This window comes from Nonomuraea sp. SBT364 (assembly GCF_001083785.1).
Classification (GTDB): Bacteria; Actinomycetota; Actinomycetes; order Streptosporangiales; family Streptosporangiaceae; genus Nonomuraea.
The window spans coordinates 1-21,977 of record NZ_LAVL01000137.1 but is presented as its reverse complement, the minus strand read 5'-3'; the positions used below and the strand labels follow the sequence as shown (position 1 = coordinate 21,977).

At 73.3% G+C, this 21,977-nt stretch carries 21 protein-coding genes; 16 read left to right on the top strand and 5 right to left on the bottom strand.

Annotated elements, in window-relative coordinates:
- On the bottom strand, positions 1-782 hold a 782-nt coding region (locus ADY59_RS36855), incomplete at its 3' end, for an MFS transporter (protein WP_049572659.1).
- A 136-nt stretch (positions 783-918) separates the two neighbouring features.
- The gene (locus tag ADY59_RS36850; protein WP_231619070.1) at positions 919-2,355 is read right to left on the bottom strand and encodes an MFS transporter; all 1,437 of its coding nucleotides are present in this window, start codon (positions 2,353-2,355) and stop codon (positions 919-921) included.
- A gap of 107 nt (positions 2,356-2,462) precedes the next feature.
- On the opposite strand from ADY59_RS36850, the gene ADY59_RS36845 reads away from it, so the two are divergent.
- The 13 genes from ADY59_RS36845 (at position 2,463) to ADY59_RS36785 (ending at position 15,340) form a co-directional block, all read left to right on the top strand.
- Positions 2,463-2,918, top strand: a complete 456-nt coding sequence (locus ADY59_RS36845; RefSeq protein ID WP_049572655.1) for a MarR family winged helix-turn-helix transcriptional regulator — start codon at positions 2,463-2,465, stop codon at positions 2,916-2,918.
- 205 nt (positions 2,919-3,123) lie between these two features.
- Positions 3,124-4,641 carry a HAMP domain-containing histidine kinase gene (locus ADY59_RS47790; protein ID WP_156325959.1) on the top strand — a complete coding sequence of 506 codons (1,518 nt, stop codon included), beginning with the start codon at positions 3,124-3,126 and terminating at the stop codon, positions 4,639-4,641.
- Positions 4,638-5,081 carry a roadblock/LC7 domain-containing protein gene (locus ADY59_RS47785; protein ID WP_053175503.1) on the top strand — a complete coding sequence of 148 codons (444 nt, stop codon included), beginning with the start codon at positions 4,638-4,640 and terminating at the stop codon, positions 5,079-5,081. The genes ADY59_RS47790 and ADY59_RS47785 overlap by 4 nt, the downstream gene beginning before the upstream one ends.
- A 26-nt stretch (positions 5,082-5,107) precedes the next feature.
- On the top strand, positions 5,108-5,437 hold the full coding sequence (locus ADY59_RS36830; RefSeq protein WP_197094035.1) for a DUF742 domain-containing protein: 330 nt from the start codon (positions 5,108-5,110) through the stop codon (positions 5,435-5,437).
- Positions 5,424-6,011: a GTP-binding protein gene (locus ADY59_RS36825; RefSeq protein ID WP_049572649.1), complete on the top strand. Its 588-nt coding sequence runs from the start codon at positions 5,424-5,426 to the stop codon at positions 6,009-6,011. Before ADY59_RS36830 ends, ADY59_RS36825 begins: the two co-directional genes overlap by 14 nt.
- The gene (locus tag ADY59_RS36820) at positions 6,008-7,282 is read left to right on the top strand and encodes a cytochrome P450 (protein WP_049572646.1); all 1,275 of its coding nucleotides are present in this window, start codon (positions 6,008-6,010) and stop codon (positions 7,280-7,282) included. Before ADY59_RS36825 ends, ADY59_RS36820 begins: the two co-directional genes overlap by 4 nt.
- Positions 7,233-8,438: a cytochrome P450 family protein gene (locus ADY59_RS36815; RefSeq protein WP_049572643.1), complete on the top strand. Its 1,206-nt coding sequence runs from the start codon at positions 7,233-7,235 to the stop codon at positions 8,436-8,438. The genes ADY59_RS36820 and ADY59_RS36815 overlap by 50 nt, the downstream gene beginning before the upstream one ends.
- 32 nt (positions 8,439-8,470) lie before the next feature.
- Positions 8,471-8,956 carry an RrF2 family transcriptional regulator gene (locus ADY59_RS36810; protein ID WP_049572641.1) on the top strand — a complete coding sequence of 162 codons (486 nt, stop codon included), beginning with the start codon at positions 8,471-8,473 and terminating at the stop codon, positions 8,954-8,956.
- Positions 8,957-9,015: 59 nt separating this feature from the next.
- Positions 9,016-9,456: a carboxymuconolactone decarboxylase family protein gene (locus ADY59_RS36805; protein ID WP_049572637.1), complete on the top strand. Its 441-nt coding sequence runs from the start codon at positions 9,016-9,018 to the stop codon at positions 9,454-9,456.
- 66 nt (positions 9,457-9,522) lie between these two features.
- Positions 9,523-11,289: a thiamine pyrophosphate-dependent enzyme gene (locus tag ADY59_RS36800; protein ID WP_049572634.1), complete on the top strand. Its 1,767-nt coding sequence runs from the start codon at positions 9,523-9,525 to the stop codon at positions 11,287-11,289.
- Positions 11,290-11,294: 5 nt separating this feature from the next.
- Positions 11,295-14,222: an FAD-binding and (Fe-S)-binding domain-containing protein gene (locus ADY59_RS36795; RefSeq protein WP_049572631.1), complete on the top strand. Its 2,928-nt coding sequence runs from the start codon at positions 11,295-11,297 to the stop codon at positions 14,220-14,222.
- A 33-nt stretch (positions 14,223-14,255) separates the two neighbouring features.
- A complete protein-coding gene (locus ADY59_RS36790; RefSeq protein ID WP_156325958.1) occupies positions 14,256-14,756 on the top strand; it encodes a hypothetical protein in 501 nt (166 codons plus the stop codon).
- Complete coding sequence (locus tag ADY59_RS36785; RefSeq protein WP_156325957.1) at positions 14,753-15,340, top strand: hypothetical protein; 588 nt, start codon at positions 14,753-14,755, stop codon at positions 15,338-15,340. The genes ADY59_RS36790 and ADY59_RS36785 overlap by 4 nt, the downstream gene beginning before the upstream one ends.
- Here the strand turns inward: ADY59_RS36785 and ADY59_RS51865 are convergent.
- On the bottom strand, positions 15,295-17,043 hold the full coding sequence (locus ADY59_RS51865; protein ID WP_049572621.1) for a DJ-1/PfpI family protein: 1,749 nt from the start codon (positions 17,041-17,043) through the stop codon (positions 15,295-15,297). The two genes, ADY59_RS36785 and ADY59_RS51865, sit on opposite strands and share 46 nt — an antisense overlap.
- Before the next feature lie 63 nt (positions 17,044-17,106).
- Complete coding sequence (locus ADY59_RS36775) at positions 17,107-19,863, bottom strand: AAA family ATPase (RefSeq protein ID WP_049572618.1); 2,757 nt, start codon at positions 19,861-19,863, stop codon at positions 17,107-17,109.
- 120 nt (positions 19,864-19,983) lie between these two features.
- Between ADY59_RS36775 and ADY59_RS36770 the strand changes: the two genes are divergently transcribed.
- From ADY59_RS36770 to ADY59_RS36760, 3 genes are all read left to right on the top strand, one after another.
- Entirely contained in the window at positions 19,984-20,544 is a 561-nt protein-coding gene (locus ADY59_RS36770; protein WP_049572617.1) for an SDR family NAD(P)-dependent oxidoreductase, read from the top strand.
- 13 nt (positions 20,545-20,557) lie between these two features.
- A complete protein-coding gene (locus tag ADY59_RS36765; RefSeq protein ID WP_049572613.1) occupies positions 20,558-20,902 on the top strand; it encodes a VOC family protein in 345 nt (114 codons plus the stop codon).
- Between the two features lie 311 nt (positions 20,903-21,213).
- Positions 21,214-21,444 (top strand): hypothetical protein, encoded by a 231-nt coding sequence (locus tag ADY59_RS36760; protein WP_049572609.1) that lies wholly within the window; start codon positions 21,214-21,216, stop codon positions 21,442-21,444.
- A gap of 21 nt (positions 21,445-21,465) precedes the next feature.
- On the opposite strand, the gene ADY59_RS36755 is transcribed toward ADY59_RS36760, so the two are convergent.
- The coding region (locus ADY59_RS36755; protein ID WP_231619069.1) for a proteasome activator at positions 21,466-21,977 on the bottom strand (512 nt) is incomplete at its 5' end.

Sequence of the window (21,977 nt, the reverse complement as noted above, 5' to 3'; positions counted from 1 at the left end):
GGGGCCACGTCCCCGGCGGGTGTGGAAGGGGCGGGGGGCGCGCCGGCAGGGGGGGGCGCGGGGCCGTCAGGAGGGCCGGCATCAGGCCCGGCGTCAGGGCCGGCGTCAGGGCCGGCGGGCGGCGTGGCGGCGGCCCTGATCTTGTCGAGGTGGCCGCGCCTGGGTTCGCGCAGCCGCCACACGAGCAGGGCGGTGAGGACGCCGGGGACCGCCATGAACAGGAAGGTCGCGCGCCAGCCGTACGCCTGGCCGATGAGGCCGCCGACGATGGTGCCGAGCCCGCCGAGGTAGGTCGTCATGCGGGTCCACCCGTACACGTGGACCCGGGCGGCGGCGGGGTAGAAGTCGGCGATGAGGCTGCCGACGGCCGGGTTGTCGATGTTCTCGGCGGCGGCGAGGAGCACGCGCATGAGGTAGAAGACGGCGAATCCGGCGGCGAGCCCGGAGCCGAGCGTCGCCAGGCCCCAGCAGAGCACCACGACGGCGATGATCCGGGTGCGGCTGTAGCGGTCGGCGAGGTAGCCGGCGGGCAGCGCGACGGCGGTGGCGGCCAGGGCGCCGGCGGTGGGGATGGACCCGGCGGCCGTGTCGCTGAAGCCCCATTCCTCCTGGATCAGCGGCAGGACCCCCGCCAGCAGGCCGGCCTCCATGCGGTCCACGATGCCGACGAGGAAGAGCACGATGAACGGCGCCCACCCGTACGGGTTGGGATCGGCCGGGCTGATGCCGTCCTCGGGTGGGGAGCCGAGCCGCCGGCGCTCGCGAGTGACGGCCTTGACCATGGACTTCTCCTCCGCTGTGGCAGCCGGTCGCCCTAGAACACGGTTCTAGGACCAAGTTCTGGTCAGAGTGTCGTACATCACACCGTGTTGCGCCAGGGGTGAGGCATCAGGAAGTGGTGAGAAAGGGGCGGCCGGGTCAGCGCTCGGCGGCCGGGGCGGGGGAGGCCGGAGCGGGCGCGGCGGGCAGGGCGTCACCGGCGCGGCGGGACGGGAGGGCCAGGGTGATCGCCGCGGCCACGAGCGCCGCGCCGCAGCCGACGAGCATGCCGGTCCGGAAGCCCGCTTCGGACGGCAGGACGTGGCCGCCGAACGTGACGGTCATCTGCGACAGCACCACGCCGACCACCGCGGCCGAGACGGTCGTGCCGATGGAGCGCATCAGCGTGTTGAAGCTGTTGGCGGCGGCGGTCTCGGACCGGGGCACGGCACCCATGATGAGCGCCGGCATCGCGCCGTAGGCCAACCCGACCCCGATGCTGCACAGGCACGTGACGACCAGCAGCCCCCAGGGGGAGCCGAGCAGGACCATGGAGGAGCCGTACCCGAGCGCCATGACGAGGCTGCCGGCGGCCAGCGTGACCTTGGGGCCCCGGGCGGCCGACAGACGCGCGCCGACGGGGGAGACGAGCATCATCATCAGCCCCGAGGGCGCCATCCACAGGCCGGCGGCGAGCATCGACTGCCCGAGCCCGTAGCCGGTGCCCGCCGGCAGTTGCAGGATCTGCATGACGATCAGCGCCTGGGCGTACATCGCGAAGCCGACGACGATCGAGGCCACGTTCGTCAGCAGCACCTGCGGCCGCGCGGTGACGCGCAGGTCGACGAGCGGATCGGCGCTGCGCAGCTCCCACCAGCCCCACGCGAGCAGGACGAGCGCCGCGGTGACGAGCAGCCCGAGCGTCAGGCCGCTCGTCCAGCCCCAGTCGGCGCCCTTGGACACGCCGAGCAGCAGGCACACCAGCCCCGCGCCGAGGCCGAGCGCGCCGGCCACGTCCACGCGCCCGCTGGCCGTGGCGGGCGTGACCGGCACCAGGCGCCAGATGAGCAGGGCCACGAGCAGGCTCAGCGCGGCCGTGGCCCAGAACAGCGCCCGCCAGCTCGCGTACTCGGCGACGGCGGCCGCGATCGGCATGCCGAGCGCGCCGCCGATGCCCATCGAGGAGCTCATCAGCGCGATGGAGGAGCCGAGCCGCTCGGGCGGCAGCACGTCACGAAGCGCGCTGATGCCCAGCGGGATCAGCCCCATGCCCATGCCCTGCAGCCCCCGCCCCACGAGCATGGGGGCCAGCGAGCCGGCGAGCGCGCAGATGACGCAGCCGAGGACGAGCGGCGCCGAGCAGACGAGCATCATGCGGCGCTTGCCGAACAGGTCGCCCAGCCGGCCCGTCACCGGGGTCGTCACGGCTCCGGCCAGCAGGGTCGCCGTGATCACCCAGGACGCGTCGGACGCGGTGCTGTCCAGCAGCCGCGGCAGCTCGCCGATCAGCGGCACGACCAGGGTCTGGGTGAGCGAGGCGACGATGCCGGCCACCGCCATCACGGTGACGACGCCGTTGGGTCTCGGCTCTTGCACGCGGATCCTCTTCTCGGGTGTCGGCGGGGGAGAGATGTGCACTCTACACATAGTGTGTTATCTGCACACTCCGTGGGGGTTGCGGACCGCGACCCGAAAGGACCGTCATGGACAAGCCCACCGACCTGGTCGAGTACGAGACGATGCTGCTCGGGCAGCACCGCCATCTTGACCGCAGCGCCTACATCCTGCTCAGCCGGATCAGGGTGGCGGGCATGATGTCCATCGGGCAGCTCAGCGAGGCGTTCGGCCTCGACGTCTCCACGCTCAACCGGCACACCTCGGCCCTGCTGCGCGACGGGCTGGCCGAGCGCATCCCCGACCCCGAGGGCGGGATCGCGCGCAAGTTCCGGCTCACCGAGGTGGGCGAGCGCTACCTCGACGACGAGCGCGCCAGGAACATCAGGGGCCTGGAGAAGGTGCTGGCCGGCTGGACGGCCGAGGAGGTGGCGGAGTTCGCCGCCTATCTCAGGCGTTTCAACACCGACGTCGAGGGCGTCGGCGGCCGCTCCTGGCCGCGCCAGGACCGGGTGGCACGGGAGGGCGGAGGCGCGGGCGTGTGACACGTTCACGCGTTTATGAATATTCCTCGGGAATTTCCGTTTCGCGCAGTATGTGTTTGTTCCGAATGAAGAAATAGCCGACGTTTTGACATGGCTGTAGGGAAAGGCCGTGTAAAGTCGTCAAGCGGCGACGCCTTTCGCTCATTTGACGGTGTCGATTCCTCTGCCGTGCCCATGTGGAGCTCCAGCACTTCAAAGGACGGACATGAACGGATCCGCGGATTTCACTGCCGGAGTGCTGCTGGCGAGCGTCATCTGCAGCGTGTTATTGCTGATGGTCTGCATCGTGCTGCTGGCCGTCCTGCTCGCGCGTTCCAGGACCCCCGAACGCCGGACCCGGGCCGTGACCCCGCCCGTCGTAAGACCCTCGGCACGAACCTCGGCACGACCCGACGACCAGGAAAAGGCAGCCGCCGAGCGCGCCCGGGCGGCCGAGCGGGCGCAAGCCGCGGAAAAGGCGAGACAAGTCGCCGAACAGGCCAGAGAGAGCGCCGAACAGGCCAGGGAAGCCGCCGAGAAAGACAAAGAACAGGCGCTTCAGCAGGCCGGCGCGAATCTCCAGTGGTACAACGCGGCGGTCGCGGAAACCGGCCGGCTGGTCGAACGGCTGAACGCGGTGGCCGACGCCGAAGTGCGCGGCTACGCCGACGTCGCCGTCCCCGGGCTGCTGCATCCGCAGTTCGCGGGCACGCCGCTGAGCGAGCACGTCGCCGGCGCCGAGGAACTGCTGCGCGAGGCGGTGCGCGCCACCCGGGCGGACGTCAGCGGCGCCGCCCGCGCCGGGGTGCGGGGCATGGCCGAAGAGGTGCAGATGTACCTCGCCAGGCTCCAGATGTCCATCAACGAGGCGCTCGACCAGCCGCCCGGCGCCGACCACCACCGGAGCCTGGTCGACATGGACGCCCACGCCACCTGGGCGCTGCACGCCGTGCAACGGCTGCGCATCCTGGCGGGCTCCTGGCCGGGCGTGCAGCGCGCCGACTGCACCTTCCGCGAGATCGTGGAGAGCGCCCGGGGCCGCATCCCCGCCTACGACCGCGTCGACTACACCTACGTGCCCGACGTCGGCGAGCGGTGGGTCGAGGGCCGGGTGGTCGAGCCGATCACGGTCGCGCTCGCCGAGCTGCTGGCCAACGCCACCAGCTACACCGGCGACCGGGTCAGCGTCTACGTCAGGGAGGTCCCGAAGGGCTTCTGCGTCGTGGTCGACGACAAGGGCGCCGGCCTGAACGCCTTCCAGCTCGCCGAGGCCGAGCGCCTGCTGTCGCGGCAGACGACGCTCGACGCGGCCAACCTGGCCGACGAGCGCAAGCTGGGCTTCGCCGTCATCGGGCACCTGGCGCACGACTACGGCTTCCACGTCGACGTCAGCGCGCCCTCGCCCAGCGGCGGCGTCCAGGCGTCCTGCCTGGTCCCGCACCACCTGATGAGCGCGGCCCCCGGGCCGGCGGCACCGCGCGAGACGGCGCCGCCGCCCGCCGCCCACGCGGTCAACGCTGCCCCCGCCGCCCCCGCGGCGCGGGCCACCACGTCCAACGGCCTGCCCAAGCGCGAACGTCAGCACGCCGTCACGCCCGTCTCCGCGCAGCCGACCCAGCAATCCATCACCGACACCCGCGCGCCCGAAGACGTGGCCGCCGACCTGGGAAAGCTGAGCGAGCTGCTCGGCTCGGGCCTCGCCACCGGCCGCGACAACGACGCTGAAGGACACCCGCAGCCATGACCATAGAGCAGCCCACCGCCGACGACACCAACATGAGCTGGGTCCTCAACAACCTGGTCGACCAGCAGTCGGACGTCATGAACGCGGTGCTGTTCACCTCCGACGGGCTGGTCCTGGCGTACTCGGCCGGCATGACCCGCGACGACGCCGACCGCGCCGCGGCCGCGCTGTCCGGGATGAAGTCGCTGCAGCAGCAGCTGAGCGAGTTCTGCACCACCCCGTCGCGGCACAGCGCGCCCGGCCCGCTGCGCTACGTGATCGCCGACCTCGTGAACGTCACCATGGTGCTGTTCGCCGTCACCGAGCGCACCGGGATCGGCGTGTCGATCCGGGGCGAGTTCAACAGCGCCGCCACCCACATCGCCATCCAGGCGGCCACCAAGACCGTGCACGGGCTGGGCCCGGTCCTGGGCGCCCGGGAGCGGAGCGGCGGCACATGACGGCGTCGCGGCACCGGCGAGCGGGCATGATCCGCTCCTACGCCGTGACCGGTGGCGACGCCCCCGGCACGCGGGCCGGACTGGACGCCGCCACGCTCCTCGTCGCCGACCCCGGCCGGCCGCTGACCGGCCTCGCGGCGCAGTCCCGCCGGGTGATGGACCTGTGCCTGCCTGGGGCGCTGTCGGTGTCGGAGGTCGCCGCCCACCTGCAACTGCCGGGAGCGATCGTCAAGGTGATCGTGGCGGGGCTGGTCGACAGCGGTCACCTGGCCCCGCGCGCGCCCTTCGTGCCCGCCGCCTCCCCCTATAGCGCCGACTTCCTGATGAAGGTGTTGAAGGCACTTGAAAAGCTCTGACCGCTACGTGCCGGCGACGGCCCGGCCGGTGAAGGTCCTCGTGCTCGGCCCGTTCGCCGTCGGCAAGACCACCTTCGTCAGGACCGTGTCGGAAATTCGCCCGCTGTCGACCGAGGAGCGGATGACGCAGGCCGGACAGCTCGTGGACGACCTGAGAGACCTGCGGGGCAAGGACACCACGACGGTGGCGATGGACTTCGGCCGCCTGACGTTGTCTCCTGAAATCGTGCTCTATCTGTTCGGCGCGCCCGGCCAGCCGCGGTTCCACGGCATGGTCCGCTCCCTCATGGACGGCGCGCTCGGCGGACTGGTGCTGGTCGACACGCGCCGCATCGACGCCAGCTTCGACGCGATGAACCTGCTCGAAGAGGCACGGCTGCCCCACGTCGTCGCCGTCAACCACTTCGACGGCTCGCCCCGCTACCGCGACGCAGAGCTGCGCGACAGCCTGAGCCTGGACGACCAGCCGCTGGTGAGCATGGACGCCCGCCGGGCCGGCTCGGCCAAGCACGGCCTGATCGCGCTCGTCCAGCACATCCTCGACCACCACCGCCGCCTGGAGCATGCCCGATGACACCGTCCGCCCCCGTTCCGAGACTGTTCGGCGCCTCGTTCGCCGCCCGGCCCGACGACGCCTACGACCTGCTGCGCGCCGCCGGTCCCGTCGCCTGGGCGGAGATCGCCGAAGGCGTCCACGCGCTGGTCGTCACCGGCCGCCGCGCCGCCGTCGACGTGCTCACCGACACCGACACCTACGGCAAGGACAGCCGCACGTGGGAGGCGCTGCAGCAGGGCCGCGTCCCCGCCGACAGCCCGGTGCTGGCGCTCATGGCCTACCGGCCCAGCCTCCTGTACGCCGACGGCGAGCGGCACGCCAGGCTGCGGCGGCCCATGGACGACTGCCTGCGCCGGATCAACCTGCACGAGCTGCGCGAGATCACCCGGCGGCACGCGTTGCGCCTCATCGACGCCTTCGCCGGGGAGGGCCGGGCCGAGCTGATGAGCCAGTACGCCGACACGCTGCCGCTGCTGGTCTTCACCGACCTGCTGGGCTGCCCGCCCGAGCTGGTCGAACGCATGGTCGCCGGCTGCCAGGGCATGATCAACGCCGGTCCGGAGGCCGCCCGGGGCGCCGCCGACCTGGCGCGATGCCTGGCCGAGATCATCGCGATGAAGGACGTCTCGCCGGGGCGTGACTGCACCTCCTGGATGCTGGCCCATCCGGCCCGGCTGTCGCACGAGGAGATCCTGCACCAGCTCGTCGTCCTGGTCGGCGCGGGCACCATCCCCACCTCCGCGTGGATCGCCTCCGGCCTGCGCCTGCTGCTGTCGGACGATCACTACGCCGGGGATCTGACCGCGGGCGCCGTCACCGTTCGCCGCGCCCTGGAACAGGTGCTGTGGACGCGCTCGCCGATGGCCAACTTCTCCGTCCACTACGCCCGCCACGACACCGCGCTGCACGGCGTGCCCGTGCCGCGCGGCGTGCCGATCCTGATCAGCCACGCCGCCACCGGCACCGACCCGGCGCTGCCCCCGCTCGGCTACGACAACCGCTCGCACCTGGCCTGGTCGGCCGGGCCGCACCGGTGCCCCGCCGACAGCCAGGCCGCCGCGATCGCCCAGACCGCGATCGAGACGCTCCTGGACCGGCTGTGGGACCTGGAGCTCGGCACCGCCGGCGGCGCCAACCGGCCGGGCCCCTTCCACCAGTGCCCGGCGGCCCTGGCCATCCGCTTCCGCCCCCAGCCCGCTGATGCTTCCCTCACCCCCACCGCGTCCCCTGGAGGTATTCGTGTCCGGCGAACCCCCGATCCTCGACCCCACAGGAAAACGCCTTTATGAGCAGGTCGACGACCTGCGCGCAGAGGGGCCGGCCGTCCGGGTCCGGCTCCCCGGCGACCTGGTCGCCTGGTCGGTGACCCGCGGCGAGGTCGCCAAGAAACTCCTGGTCCATCCCGGCGTCTCCAAGAACGCCCGCACCTCCTGGCCGGACTACCGGCCGTTCGCGATCGGCTGGCTGACCGCCTGGGTCGACGTGATCAGCATGTTCACCGTCGACGGCGACGACCACAAGCGGCTCAAGGACCTGGTCGGCAAGGCGTTCACCCCCCGCCGCATCGAGGCGATGCGGCCCGCGATCGAGACCATCGTCGAGGACCTGCTCGACGACCTGGCGCTCGAACCCCCCGGCCGGCCGGTCGACCTGCGCGCCCGTTTCAGCTATCCCATCCCGACCCGGGTGATCTGCGACCTGATGGGCGTCCCGCAGGAGCAGCGCCCGCACATGCTGCGCTGCATCGACTCCGTCCTGGACACCAGTCTCACGCCCGAGCAGGCGACCGTCGTCCAGCGTGACATGTTCGCCGCGATGCACACGCTCCTGCACCACAGGCGCGCCAGCCCCGGGCAGGACCTGACGAGCCTGCTGCTGGCCGCGCAGGAGGAGGGCGAGGAGCTCAGCACGGACGAGCTGGTCAGCACCCTGATCCTGATGATCGGCGCCGGCAGCGAGACGGCGGTGTCCCTCATCGACCACGCGACCGTCGCCATGCTGTCGCACCCCGGCCAGCTCGCCGCCGTCCACGCCGACCCCGCCCGCTGGAGCGACGTCATCGAGGAGAGCCTGCGCCAGCACGCGCCGATCATGCACCTGCCGATGCGTTACGCCACCACCGACATCGACCTCGGCGAGGGCGTCATGATCGGCAAGGGTGAGCTGATCCTGGTCGCCTTCGGCGCGCACGGGCGTGACCCGCTGGCCAACCCCGACCCGGACCGCTTCGACATCGACCGCGCCGACCGGCAGCACCTGGCGTTCGGGCACGGCATCCACTACTGCCTGGGGGCGCCGCTGGCCCGGCTGGAGGCGGCGATCGCGCTGCCCGCCCTGTTCGCCCGCTTCCCCGGACTGCGCCTGGCGGGCCGGCCGGGCCGTCACACGTCCTTCATCGCCAACGACTACCCGGCCCTGCCCGTGGTTCTCGACCCCGCCGCGTGACCCCGTAATCCTGGATGTGTATTATCCAGGATATGCGGATGAGCGAGGGCGTGGAGTGGGCGCTGCACAGCTGTCTGAACCTGACCTGGGTCGAGCAGGGTGAGGCGATGACGGCGGCCCGTCTGGCGGCCTTCTACGAGCTGCCGGCGGCCTATCTGAACAAGCAGCTCCAGGCGCTGGCGCGGGCCGGCATCGTCACCTCCACGCCCGGTCCGCGCGGCGGGTTCCGGCTGGCGCGCCCGCCGGAGCGGATCACCCTGCTCGACGTGCTGACCGCGATCGAGGGGCCGGAGGAGGCGTTCCGCTGCGAGGAGGTGCTCCGGCAGGGTCCGCAGGGCCGCCCGGACGTCGACTACCGCAAGGCGTGCGTCATCTCGCAGGCCATGCGCCGGGCCGAGCTGGCCTGGCGCAAGGAACTGGCCGGCCAGACGCTGGCCGACATCAAGGCGACGGTGGAGCGCCGCTCGCCCGGCACGCCCTCGGCCACGCGCGCGTGGTTCGCGAGCCGCCGCCCCTGAACGGCGCCGCCGTTCGCCCTAAAACTGGATATTCAATATCCAAGATGAGGAGAATTGACATGCGTATGAGCATTCGCAAGCCCGCGGCCGACGGCCTGAAGGCGATGTACGCGCTGGAGGCCTACCTCAACGGCAGCCCCGTCCCGCACGTCACGCTCGACCTGCTGCGGCTGCGCGTCAGCCAGATCAACGGCTGTGGCTACTGCGTCGACATGCACGCCCGCGAAGCCGCCGAGGCCGGTGTGTCCGACCAGCGCCTCCACGCGGTGGCGGCCTGGCGCGACACCCCGTTCTTCTCGGCCGCCGAGCGCGCCGCCCTGGCACTCGCCGAGGCGGCCACGCGGCTGGCCGACAACCCCGCGGGCGTCCCCGACGAGGTGTGGGACGAGGCCGCCGCGCACTACGACGAGGAGTCGCTGGCCGCCCTGGTCATGGCGATCGCCTCGATCAACACCTGGAACCGCATCAACGTCACCCTCCGCAACGCCCCGGCGGCCTGACCCCCACGGGGGAAATTTGCAGGTACGTGGACGTTTGCCGAGACCCGCCGGGGCACGGCGGCAGGTATGACAACCATCGCTTCCGAAGTGCTCATCGAGCGGCTGGCCGAGTGGGGCGTCGACACGGTCTTCGGCCTGCCCGGCGACGGCATCAACGGCATCATGGAAGGGCTGCGCCGCCACGCCGACCGTGTCCGCTTCGTCCTGGTGCACCACGAGGAGGCGGCCGCGTTCATGGCCGCCGCCCACGCCAAGGCGACCGGGCGCGTCGGCGTCTGCCTGGCCACCAGCGGTCCCGGCGGCATCCACCTGCTCAACGGGCTGTATGACGCGAAGCTGGACCATCAGCCGGTGCTGGCCATCACCGGCATGCAGGAGACCAGTGTGCTCGGCACCGGCTACCAGCAGGAAGTCCATCTGGACCGGCTGTTCGAGGACGTCGCCGAGTACAACCTGCTCGTCGACAACCCCGCCCAGCTGCCCGGCGTCGTCGACATCGCGATCAGGACCGCGTACGCAAGGCGCGGCGTCGCGCACCTGACCGTCCCGAACGACGTGCAGGTGGCCGACGCCGACGCCGACCCGTACAAGCACGTCGCCCCGGCGCGGCCGCCCGCCACGGCCGCGATCTACCTGAGCCCGCCGGGACTCCCGCGCGAGGAGGACCTGCGGGCCGCGGCCGAGGTCCTCAACGGCAGCGAACGCCCGGCGATCCTGGCGGGCGCCGGGGCGCTGCACGCGCGGGCCGAGGTGCTGGCGGTGGCCGAGGCGCTCGGCGCGCCGGTGATCAAGACGCTGCCCGGCAAGGCCGTCATCCCCGACGACTCGCCGTACGCGGTGGGCGGGATCGGCCTGCTCGGCACCCGCCCCGGTGAGGAGCTCGTGGAGGACTGCGACGCCCTGTTCATGATCGGCACGAACTTCCCCTACACCCAGCACCTGCCCAAGCCGGGCCAGGCGCGGGTGGTCCAGCTGGAGGCCGACCCCGTCAGGGCCGGGGTGCGGCTGCCCACCGAGGTGCCGATGATCGGCGACGCCAAGGAGGGGCTGCGCGCCCTGCTGCCGTTGCTCAGGCACGACGGCAGCCGTGACCACCTGGACAAGTACACGCGGATGACGGACAAGTGGCGCTCGGACATGCGGGCGCTGGACTCGCCGGAACGCCACCCGATCGCGCCGCAGTATCTGATGGGCTGCGTCGACCGGGCCGCCACCGACGACGCCATCCTCACCTGCGACTCGGGCACGATCGCCACCTGGGCCGCCAGGCACTGGACGATCCGCGGCGAGCGCGGCTTCTACCTGTCGGGCAACCTCGCCTCGATGGCGCCCGGCCTGCCGTACGCGATCGCGGTGCAGCTCGCCTTCCCCGGCCGGCAGGTCATCGCGTTCGTGGGCGACGGCGCCGTCGCGATGCTGATGGCCGAGTTCCTGACAGCCGCCCAGCACGGGCTGCCGATCAAGGTGGTCGTCAACAACAACAACTCGCTCGGCCAGATCCTGTGGGAGCAGATGGTGCTCGGCTACCCCGAGCACGGCGTCCGCTTCGCCGAGCCCGCCGCCGACTTCTCCGGCTGGGCGCGCTCCTGCGGCGGCTACGGGCGCAAGGTCACCGAGCCGGGCGACCTGGACGAGGCCGTCCGCCAGGCGCTCGCGCACGACGGGCCGGCGCTGGTGGACGTGGACGTGGACCCGAACGAGCCGCCGATGCCCGGCAAGGTCTCCTACGAGCAGGCCAAGAGCTTCGCGCGGGCGTTCCTGCGCGGCCAGCCGCACAAGGCGTCCATCGCCACCACCCTGTTCAAGGACAAGATCTCCCAGCTGGGGCGGTGAGCGCGATGGCACAGCAGATCGTCACGCCGCCCGCCGCCGTCCGGGAGCCGTACGTCAACCTGCGCGAGCTGGAACGGGACCTGCGCGAGCGGGTGGACGGCGAGGTGCGCTTCGACCCCGGCAGCCGAGGCGCGTACTCCACCGACGCCTCCAACTACCGGCAGGTGCCGCTCGGCGTGGTCGTGCCGCGTACCGTCGAGGCCGCCGAGGAGGCCGTCGCGGTCTGCCGCGGGCACCGGGCGCCGATCACCTCGCGGGGCGGCGGCACCAGCCTGGCCGGGCAGACCTGCAACACCGCGGTGATCATCGACTGGTCTAAGTACTGCCACCGGCTGGTGTCGGTGGACGAACGGGCCGGGACCTGCGTGGTCGAGCCGGGCATCGTCCTGGACGAGCTCAACAGGAAGCTGGCGCCGTCGGGGCTGATGTTCGGGCCGCGCCCCTCCACGCACGCCCAGTGCACGCTCGGCGGCATGATCGGCAACAACTCGTGCGGCTCCACCGCGCAGGCGTACGGCAAGACCGCCGACAACGTCAGCCGCCTGGAGATCCTCACCTACGACGGCACGCGCATGTGGGTCGGCGCGACCGGCGACGACGAGTACGAGCGGATCGTCGCGGCGGGCGGGCGCCGCGCGGAGATCTACCGGGGGCTGCGCGAGCTGGCCGGGCGGTACGCCGCCGAGATCCGCCGGCGCTATCCCGACATCCCGCGCCGCGTGTCCGGCTACAACCTCGACGACCTGCTCCCCGGCGGCCCGTTCGACCTCGCCAGGGCGCTGGTCGGCTCCGAGGGCACGCTCGTCACCGTGCTGCGGGCGGAGCTGCGCCTGGTGCCCGTGCCCGGGGCCGAGACGCTGCTCGTGCTCGGCTACCACGACATCGCGGCCGCCGCCGACGCGGTGCCGCGCATCACCGGGCACCGGCCGCTGCAGCTCGAAGGGCTCGACGACAAGCTGATCGACTACGAGCGGCGCAGGCACCTGAATCCGGACGCCCTCGGCAGGCTGCCCGAGGGGGCCGGCTGGCTCATGGTCTCCTTCGCCGGCGACACCCGGGACGAGGCCGACCAGCGGGCCAGGGCCGTCATCGAGGAGCTGCGCGGCGGCGAGCACGAGCCGAGCGTCGCCTTCTTCCCCGGCGAGGAGACCGAGCGGGAGCTGTGGGAGCTGCGCGAGTCCAGCCTGGGCGCCACCGCCCGGGTGCCCGGCATGCGTGAGACGTGGCCCGGCTGGGAGGACGCCGCGGTGCCGCCGGAACGGCTCGGCGCCTACCTGCGCGACGCGCGCCGCCTGTACGACGAGTTCGGCTACGGCGACACCTCCCTGTACGGCCACTTCGGGCAGGGGTGCGTGCACTGCCGCATCCCGTTCGACCTCGTCACCGCCGACGGCGTGCGCACCTTCCACACCTTCCTGCGGCGGGCGGCCGAGCTCGTCACCTCCTACGGCGGCTCGCTGTCGGGCGAGCACGGCGACGGCCAGGCGCGCGCCGAACTGCTGCCCATCATGTACGGCCCCGCGATCGTCGAGGCGTTCGGCGAGGTCAAGGCGCTGTTCGACCCGGGTGACCGGATGAACCCCGGCAAGGTCGTCCACCCGCGCGGCGCCACCGAGGACCTGCGCCTGGGGCCGGGCTGGGACCCGGGCACGCCGGCGACCGGCTTCGGCTACCCGGACGACGACGGCAGCTTCCAGCGCGCGGTGATGCGGTGCGTGGGCGTCGGCAAGTGCCGCAGCCACACCGGCGGCGTCATGTGCCCGTCCTACCGGGCCACCGGCGAGGAGGAGCACTCCACGCGCGGCCGGGCCCGGCTGCTGTTCGAGATGCTCGACGGCCACGCCGACTCGCCCGTCGGCGACGGCTGGCGCTCCACCGCCGTGCGCGACGCGCTCGACCTCTGCCTGGCTTGCAAGGGCTGCAAGCACGACTGCCCGATGAGCGTGGACATGGCCACGTACAAGGCGGAGTTCCTGGCCCGGCACTACGCGCACCGGCTGCGGCCGGCGGCGCACTACAGCATGGGCTGGCTGCCGCTGTGGGCGCGGCTCGCGGCGTTCGCGCCCGGCGCGGTCAACGCGCTCACGCACGCGCCCGGCCTGGCCGCGCTGGTCAAGCGGCTGGGCGGGCTGGAACCCGCCCGCCAGGTGCCGTCCTTCGCGCGGCGGCGCTTCAGCGACTCCTTCCGGCGGCGGCCGGTCAGGCCCGGACGGCTGGGCAAGGTGCTGCTGTGGCCGGACACCTTCACCGACAACCTGGCCCCGCACATCGCCGTCGCCGCGGTCCGGGTGCTGGAGGCGGCCGGCTACCAGGTGGTGGTGCCGCCGCGCACGCTGTGCTGCGGCCTCACCTGGATCTCCACCGGGCAGCTGGACATCGCCCGGCGGGTGCTGAACCGCACCCTGCGCACGCTCGGCCCGCTGCTGCGCACCGGCGTGCCCATCGTCGGGCTGGAGCCGAGCTGCACCGCCGCGCTGCGCGACGACGCGCCCGCGCTGCTCGCGCAGAACCGCCAGGCGGGCCGCCTCGCCGAGCAGACCGTCACCCTGGCCGAGCTGCTGACCCGCACCGACGGCTGGCGGCCGCCGCCCGTCGGCGGCGCCGCCGTCGCCCAGCCGCACTGCCACCAGCACGCCGTCCTCGGCTACGACGCCGACCGGCGGCTGCTCGCGGAGGCGGGTGTCGAGGTGGACGTGGTGGGCGGCTGCTGCGGTCTGGCCGGCGACTTCGGGTTCAGCGCCGGGCACCTGGACGTCTCCATGGCGTGCGCCGAGCACGAGTTGCTGCCCGCCGTGCGCGCCGCCGGGCCGGAGGCGCTGATCCTGGCCGACGGGTTCAGCTGCCGTACGCAGATCGAGCACGCCGGGAGCGGGCGCCGGGCCGTGCACCTGGCCGAGGTTCTGGCCGCCGCCACAAGATCGGCTGAGCGGTAGGATGCCGCCGTCCCCGGATGATCGAGGTGCCCGTTGTTACCTGAAGAGAGCCAATGGGAGTTGCTGGCCGCCGCCGGGCTCCGGGAGAAGATCCACGCCGCCTGGATCGAGGGTGACGACGCCGCCGCGATAGCCGCCGAGATGCGGATCGACCCGGCCAGGACGCTCGACTGCGACCTGGCCACCGCGCTGCGCTGGCACGGCGCGGGCACGCCCACGCCGATCCTCTGGATGGGCCGCCACGCGCCCGGCTGGACGTTCGCGCTGGCGCTGACGGACTCGACGGACGACCTGTGGCCGGCGGGCCGGCGGCGGGTTCTCGACTTCTGCTACCTGCGGGAGATCGACGAGTTCTACGGCGTCCCGGGCATCTACGGCGAGGACGGGCTCGACGACCTGTGGCTCAACGACGACCAGGGCGACGAGAGCGACCTCGACCCGCACCTGATCGCCGTAGGGCGGATCACCGGCCGCTTCATCGACCGCGACTGGCTCGCCGAACGGCGCACCCTGTGCCGGGTGGCGGCCTCGTGAACCAGCCGGAGCAGTGGCCGCTGCTGGAGGCGCGCGGGTTCGGCGACCTGTTCGCCGGGACGTGGATCGAGGGCGACGACCCTGACGAGATCGCCCGCCTCCTGGGCGGCGACCCGGCGGCGGCCGTGCCCTGCGGTCTCGCCGAGGCGATGCGGCACCACGAGCCGTACGGGTTCGACGAGCTCGTCTGGATGGGCGGGCACGCCCCCGGCTGGACCCACGCCATCACCGTCGCCGGGCCGCGCACCCGCACCGAGCCGCTGGCCGGGCGCAGGTACGTCCAGGTGGTGTGGGACGCGGCCGGCCTCGGCGTGCACGACCTCTACTACTCCGACGGCGCAACCGAAGGGCGGCTCAGCCCCCGCGACGTCGCCGTCCCCGACTGGCCCTTCCACGAGCACGCCCACGGCCTGCTGGACTACCGCGCGTGCCGCCCGTTCGCCGGCGTGCGGGCCAGGCCGGAGGGCGCGCTGAGGCTGTGGCTGGACAACTGGCTCATTCTGGCGGGCCGCCTGTCGGGGCGCTTCGTCGACGACGACTACCTCGACGCGACCCGGCGGCTGTACCGATTGCCGGTGGGCTGACCCGCGGGGCGGTTCGCCGGCCGCCGGAGCAGCAGGCCGGCGCCGAGCGCCACGGCGGCTCCCAGCAGCGCGAGCGCCACGGGCACGGCCGTCGCGACCCACGGCCAGGCGCTGCCCGTCAGCCCGAGGTCCAGCACCGGGTACTCCAGGGTCTTCGCCGTCCACCGGGCGGTCTGCACGTCGTAGGTGCGGGCGATGTCGCGCATCACCGGGTCGAAGGCGAACTCCCCACCGGCGTGCGGGTACTCGGGCCGCAGGTCCCCCACGCCGGCCACCTGGCGCCGCGCCGCGTCCAGGCCGGGCACGACGAGGCGGTCGAGGTCCCTGGCCGCCTCGGCGGGCGTCGCGCGGGGCACGAACGTCAGGCCGTGCCTGGAACGCACCGGGCCGTCGCCGATCGCGATCGTCCGCCCGACCATGGCGTGCTCGGTGTAGGAGATGAACACCGAGGCCAGCTCCAGTTCGCCGACGCCGTCCACGAGCCGGACCCCGATGGCCGACGGGCCGGGGTGGTAGGAGGCGTTGATCCCGACGACGGCGTCGCCGGGCTCCAGCCCGGACTCGGGGATCCGCGCGGCGACGCCGGGGGAGTAGTGGCGCCAGTGGACCCGCTGCGCCGCCTCGTGCGCGGTGTCCGCGCCGAGCAGCCGTTCGATGATCCGCAGGGTGCCGTCGATGCCGGACAGCACGCCGGCGGTGGTGATCACGTTGCCGTCGTCGACGTACCGCACGCCGCCGACCCATTCGACGCGGGGGAAGTCGGCGCGCAGCCCGGACAGCCGCAGCCAGTGGGAGGTGGCGCGCCTGCCGTCCAGCAGCCCGGTCCCGGCGAGCACACGGGCGCCGTTGCAGACGGTGACGACCAGCGTGCCGGCGGCCGACTGGCGGCGCAGCCAGTCGCCGGCCGCCGGGTAGGGCTCCTGCATGGCCGGGATCACCACGGCGTCGAGCCGGTCGCGCCGCTCGTCCAGCAGCCGCGTCAGCCCGTCGAGCGTCAGGTCCGGCACGAGGTCCAGCCCGCCGGTCAGCGTCGCCGGCCCGGGATCGGCGGAGACGACGTAGGTGTTGACCCGGCCGGTGCCCGCCAGCACCTCGTACGGGCCGAGCAGGTCGGCCACGTTGGTGCCGGCGCCGCCGGTCAGTAGGGCCACCGTGGGCTTGGCCGGGTCGTGGCCGCCGGTCTTCGGCGCGGGCCCGGCGGTCACCGCGTCCGCGCGGACCGTGTACAGGTCGCCGAACTTGCCGGTGGTGTTGACCGCCGACACCGAGGCCGGGAGCAGCAGCGCGGCCAGCACGACCGCCGATCTCCTGAGCCACTTGCCCGGGATGCCGACCGGGTGGCCGGTGTACTCGGCACGGCGCCACAGCATGACCAGCGCCATGAAGACGAACATGAGCGTGTGCCCGGCGGTCATCACCACATGCCCTGATAACAGGCCGAACCAGTACGGGACGAGCAGGACGGGGAACGGCGCGAACATCGCCACGCCCATCTCGGCGATGCGCGCCCAGCCGTGCCGGCGGACCAGCATCCACAGGGCCATGCCGACGGTCATGTCGGCGGCCATGAGCAAGGTGTCGACGTCGAACCTGACGGGCTGTGGCAGCACCGCGCTCCACAGCAGGCCGAGCAGCAGCATCCCGAGGTACATCGCGATGACCATCTCGGCGTAGTGCCAGACGAACCTGACGACGTTCCGCATTTCGTACTCCTGACGTGGGGACGTGATGCCGCCGACGTTAGGAAGGGACGGGCGGGCGCCGAATCAGTGAACTCGCCGGTCTTCGGCCAGGACCAGCCGCATGAGCTCGGCCCGCGAGGTGATGTCGGCCTTCTGGAAGACCTTGCGCAGGTGGTAGTCCACGGTGCGCGGGCTGAGGAACAGCTGCGCGGCGATCTCGCGGTTGGTCAGCCCTTCGCCGACGGCCAGCGTGATGCGCAGCTCCTGCGGGGTGAGCGTGCTCAGCGCGGCCGCCTCCGGGGGCCGGGTACGGGCCTGCTCCCCGGTGGCGCGCAACTCGCCGAGCGCGTGGTCGGCCCACGCGAGCGCGCCGATCCGGCGGAAGCTCTCCGCCGCGTCGCGCAGGTGCCGCTGCGCCTCCGAGCGCCGCCGGTCGCGCCGCAGCCGCTCGCCCAGCAGCAACGCGGTACGGGCGCACTCCAGCGGGGAGCCGGACAGCGCGTGCAGGCGCAGGGCCTCGGCGTAGTGCTCGTCCGCGTCGCCGCCGGTGCTGACCAGGGCCCGGCAGCGGGCCGCCAGGGCGCCCAGCTCCGGTGAGGGGGTGTGCGCGGTCCACCGCTCGTAGCGGGCGGACGCGGCGGCGGCCCGGTCGCTCTCTCCGGCCCGGACCAGGGCTTCGACCAGGTCGGGGACCATGCGCATGGCCAGGTCGGGAGGCGTGGCGGCGGCCCAGTCGCCGGCCGCGCCGAAGTGCCGGGCGGCCTCCCGGTGCCTGCCCGCGACCAGGTCGAGGAGCCCGAGCGCCCGTTCGGCGTGCGCCATCGCGTCGCACAGCCCGCGGGCGCTCGCCTCGGCCAGCACCTCGGCGGCCAGCTCGCCCGCGTCCGGTTGGCCGCGGATGGCGGCGCACAACGCCAGCAGCGCCCGGTTGCGGCAGGCCGTGTTCGGCTGGCTGGCGTCGGCGGCGAACTGGCCGCCTTCCTCGGCGTGCGCCTCGGCGAGCCCGAACCTGCCGCGCGCGATCTCGTCGGCGGCCTGGTACTCGAGGTTCCAGGCGAGCGCGCCCAGCGATCCGCCGGCCCGCGCCAGCCGTCCGGCGTCGCGGTACAGGCGGCGGCTCAGCTCGTGGTCGCCGAGCCCGCCGGCGATCGCGCCCGCCAGCGTCATCGTGACCGGATCGGTCAGCCCTCCGGCCAGCTCCCGATCCCGCGCGGCCGGCCCTCCGGCCAGCTCCCGATCCCGCGCGGCCGGCCCGTGGCCGGGAGCGGGGGTGGTGCGGGCGTGGCAGAGGGTGCGGAGGAGGCGCAGCACCGCGTCCTGGGGGTCGTCGCGCGTCAGCGGGACCTCGGCGAGCCAGCCGGCCAGCTCGGCCCACGCCTCCGGCCGGTTGGCACGCAGACCGAGGTCGGCGTACATCGCGACGGTCGGCGTGAACAGCCGCCGGTCGACCCGCAGCGCGCGCGGGATCCACGGCTTGACCAGGTCCAGCGCCTCCTGCGTGGACCCGGCGAACTCGGCCACGATGGCGCGCAGCGCGGCCAGCGCGATCCGGTCCGCCTCGGCCGGCCGGGGCTCGCGCTCGGCCCGGTCGAGCAGCTCCCCGGCGGCGCCGGTGAAACCGCCCTGGACGGCGGCGCGCGCGGCGCTCCACAGCCGCCGCCCCCGGTCGGGGCCGTCGGGGGTGAGCTCGGCCGCCCGCGACAGCGCGGCCATGGCCGAGGCCGGCCCGCCGCGCAGGGCCGCCTGCTCGGCCGAGCGCTCCAGTTCCCCGGCGGCCTCCTCGTCCTGGCCGACGGCGGCCTGCCCCAGGTGCCAGGCACGCCGATGCTGGTCGGTCCCGGTGTCGAACGCCGAGGCGAGCGCCCGGTGGATGGCCACCCGCCGGTTGACCGTGGCGCTGTGGTAGATCGCCGACCGGATCAGCGGATGCCGGAACACCAGCCGGGTCCCGTCGTAGGTCAGCAGTTCGTCCAGTTCGGCGCGATGCAGCGGGTCCGCGGCGACGCCCAGCGACGCGGCCGCCCGGCCGATGGTCTCGACGCTGCCCGAGCCGTCGGCGGCGATGAGCTGGAGCAGCGGCAGCGAGGCCGCGTGCCGGGCCCGGATCCTCGCCAGGAACGAGCGCCCGAGCTCGTCGGTCAGGGCCGGCGGCTCCTGCGCGCCCTCCGGCGGCAGCTCCCGGCCGGCCAGTTCCAGCAGGGCCAGGGGGTTCCCGCCGGTGACCGCGAGCAACTGCTCCTGCTCGCCGTCGGTCAGCCGCCGGCCGGCGAGCAGCGTCCGGGCCGCATCCGGTTTGAGGCCCATGAGAGGGATGCGCCGCAGATGAGGGAGATCGGTGTCGTGGCCCTCGTCGGCCCGCGCCGCCAGCGCCACCGCGATCGGCTCGTTGTCCAGCCTGCGGGCCACGAACGCCAGCGTCTTCAGCGTCGGCTGGTCCGCCCAGTGCGCGTCGTCGACGACGCACAGCATCGGCCGCTCGCCGGCCCGCAGCGACAGCAGCGACAGCGTCGACAGCCCCACCAGGAACGGGTCGGGCGGCGTGCCGTGCGCGCGCCCGAACAGGACGCTCAGCGCCTGCGCCTGCGGTCCGGGCAGGTCGCCGACCGACTCCAGCAGCGGGAGCAGGAGCTCGTGCAGCGTCGCGTAGGCGAGGTCGGCCTCGGGCGCCACGCCGACCGCGCGCAGCACCTGGAAGCCGGTCGCGCGCTCCTCGGTGTGCGACAGCAGCGCCGTCTTGCCGATGCCGGGCTCGCCGTGCAGGACGACGCCGCCGCCGTGGCCCTCGGCGGCGCGGCGCAGCAACGACCCGAGCAGCTCGATCTCGCTGTCTCTCCCCAGCACACGGCGAGCATAGAAAGCACCGCAACCCATGACAACGGCCCCGGGACCGGCGACTTCACTGATGCGGCCCGGCGACCGGGTGCCTAGCCTCGGAGATCCGCTGCAGAAGGGCAGGTCACCATGGGCGAGGCGCTGCGAGGCCGGATCGCCGTCGTCACCGGCGCCGGCCGCTCGGCAGGCGCGGCGGCGGCACGCGCGCTGAGCAGAGCCGGCGCCGGCGTCGTCCTGGCCGCCCGCGACGGCCGGGCCCTGGAGGAGCTCGCCGCCGGCATCGGGGCGGCGGGCGGCCACGTGGTCGCCGTCCCCACCGACCTCGCCAGCCCGGTGTCGGTGCGGCGGCTGGTCGAGCAGACGCTCGGCGCCTTCGGCCGGCTCGACGCCGCCTTCAACCACTCCCGCGCGGCGTTGGCGATGCGGTACGAGCTGCCGCCGATGCGGCGCGCCGGCCGCGGCCGCATCGTCAACCTGGCCACCGGCCCGCGCGTGATCGAGCTGACCCGCGCGGCGGCACGGGACCTGGCCGGTTCCGGCGTCCTGGTCAACGCCGTGGCCGGGCCGTACGGCAGCGTCGAGGAGCTCGCCGACGCCGTCGTGTGGCTGTGCTCGGACGCCGCGTCGCTCGGCGCCGGTGAGACGCTGCGGATCGGCTCCGGGCTGGAAGGCGTGCCCGCCGCCGGCTGACTACGCTGGCCCCATGCGTGCGCGTCTCGACCAGATTGTCATCGACTGCCATGATCCGCGGTCCCTCGTCCGATTCTGGGCTGCGTTGCTCGGCGGCGACCCGGTGGACCGCGCCCCGGACTGGTCGTTCGTCGACCCTCCCGGCACCGTCCGCCTCGCCTTCCAGCAGGTGCCCGAGGACAAGGCCGGTAAGAACCGGTTGCACCTGGACGTCGACGTCGAGGCCATCGCCCCAGCCGTCGCCCGCGCCCGGGAGCTGGGCGCCACGCCCGTCGGCGAGACGGTGACCGACGACCAGGGCTCCTTCCGGGTCATGGCCGACCCGGAAGGCAACGAGTTCTGCTTCGTCCACGCCTGAGCGGGGCATGCCCGGCCGAGCTGTCCCGGTGTGGCGTCGCGGCCGGTGGGTAGCCAAGTCGGCGGAGGGACTCATCGCCTCCCCGGGGCTCACGTCGTGACGCCCCGCATTCCGACGCCGTACTCCTGCAGGTCGAGCCGGGAGCCCGGCGAGCCGAGGAGGGACCCATGACCGAGCAGCCCGAGGAACCGGCCGAGCAGGAGCAGCCGGCCGAGCTCAGCGAGGAGGAGCTGGACGAGGCCTTCCTCCGCCAGAAGGAACTCAACCCCGACGACTTCGAGTAGCGACGCCGGGAAGGACGGGGGACGGACATGACCGAGCACAAGGTGCCGGACGAGATGCGGCGGGTGCTGGACGAGGTGTTCCGCGATCGGGACGAGGTGACGCGGCGCGAGCTGTACTCGTGCGCGTCCGGGCACATCCAGCTTTCCGCGGACATGCTCGGGCAGCTGAACGAGCTGCCCGAACGCTCCTACACCAGGCAGGAGCTGACGGAGGCGATCGACCGCCTCATCGAGGGCGGGCCCGCTTCCCGGCCGTAGGTCCGGTTCGCGGGTTCCCGCTCACAGGTAGGGGCCGCCGCCGGACGCCGGGGGCAGGTCGGGCCGGGGCGGCCGGGGCAGTTGCTGGGCGGCCTGCTGCAGCGCCAGCCCGGTCTTGATGCCCTGGAACACCCCTTCCAGCCAGCCGACCAGCTGGCTCTGCGTGATGCGGATCTCCGACTGGCTGGGCGGGGCCGAAGGGGCGGGCAGCAGGCGGGCCAGCTCCTCGCGGAGCTCCGGGTCCACTGAGTGGCCGATCTCCTTGACCGCCTGCGCCTGGATGGCCTGGAGCTGCTCGCGGGCGTGCTCGTCGAGCGGGACCGTACGGGCCTCGTCCAGCAGCGAGCTGACCATGGCGCTCACGCGAAGCAGCCGCGCCGGTTCCTCGACGCGCCGGATCTCCGTTTCCGCGGCCGTCTCGGCGGGGGCGGCGTCGTCCCCTTCTGGCCTGGACTGATCTGGTGTCGGTGTCATGTCGGCGTCCCGGTTCGCTGGAGAGCTGGTCACCACGCCCCCTGCCCCCACACCTGCCC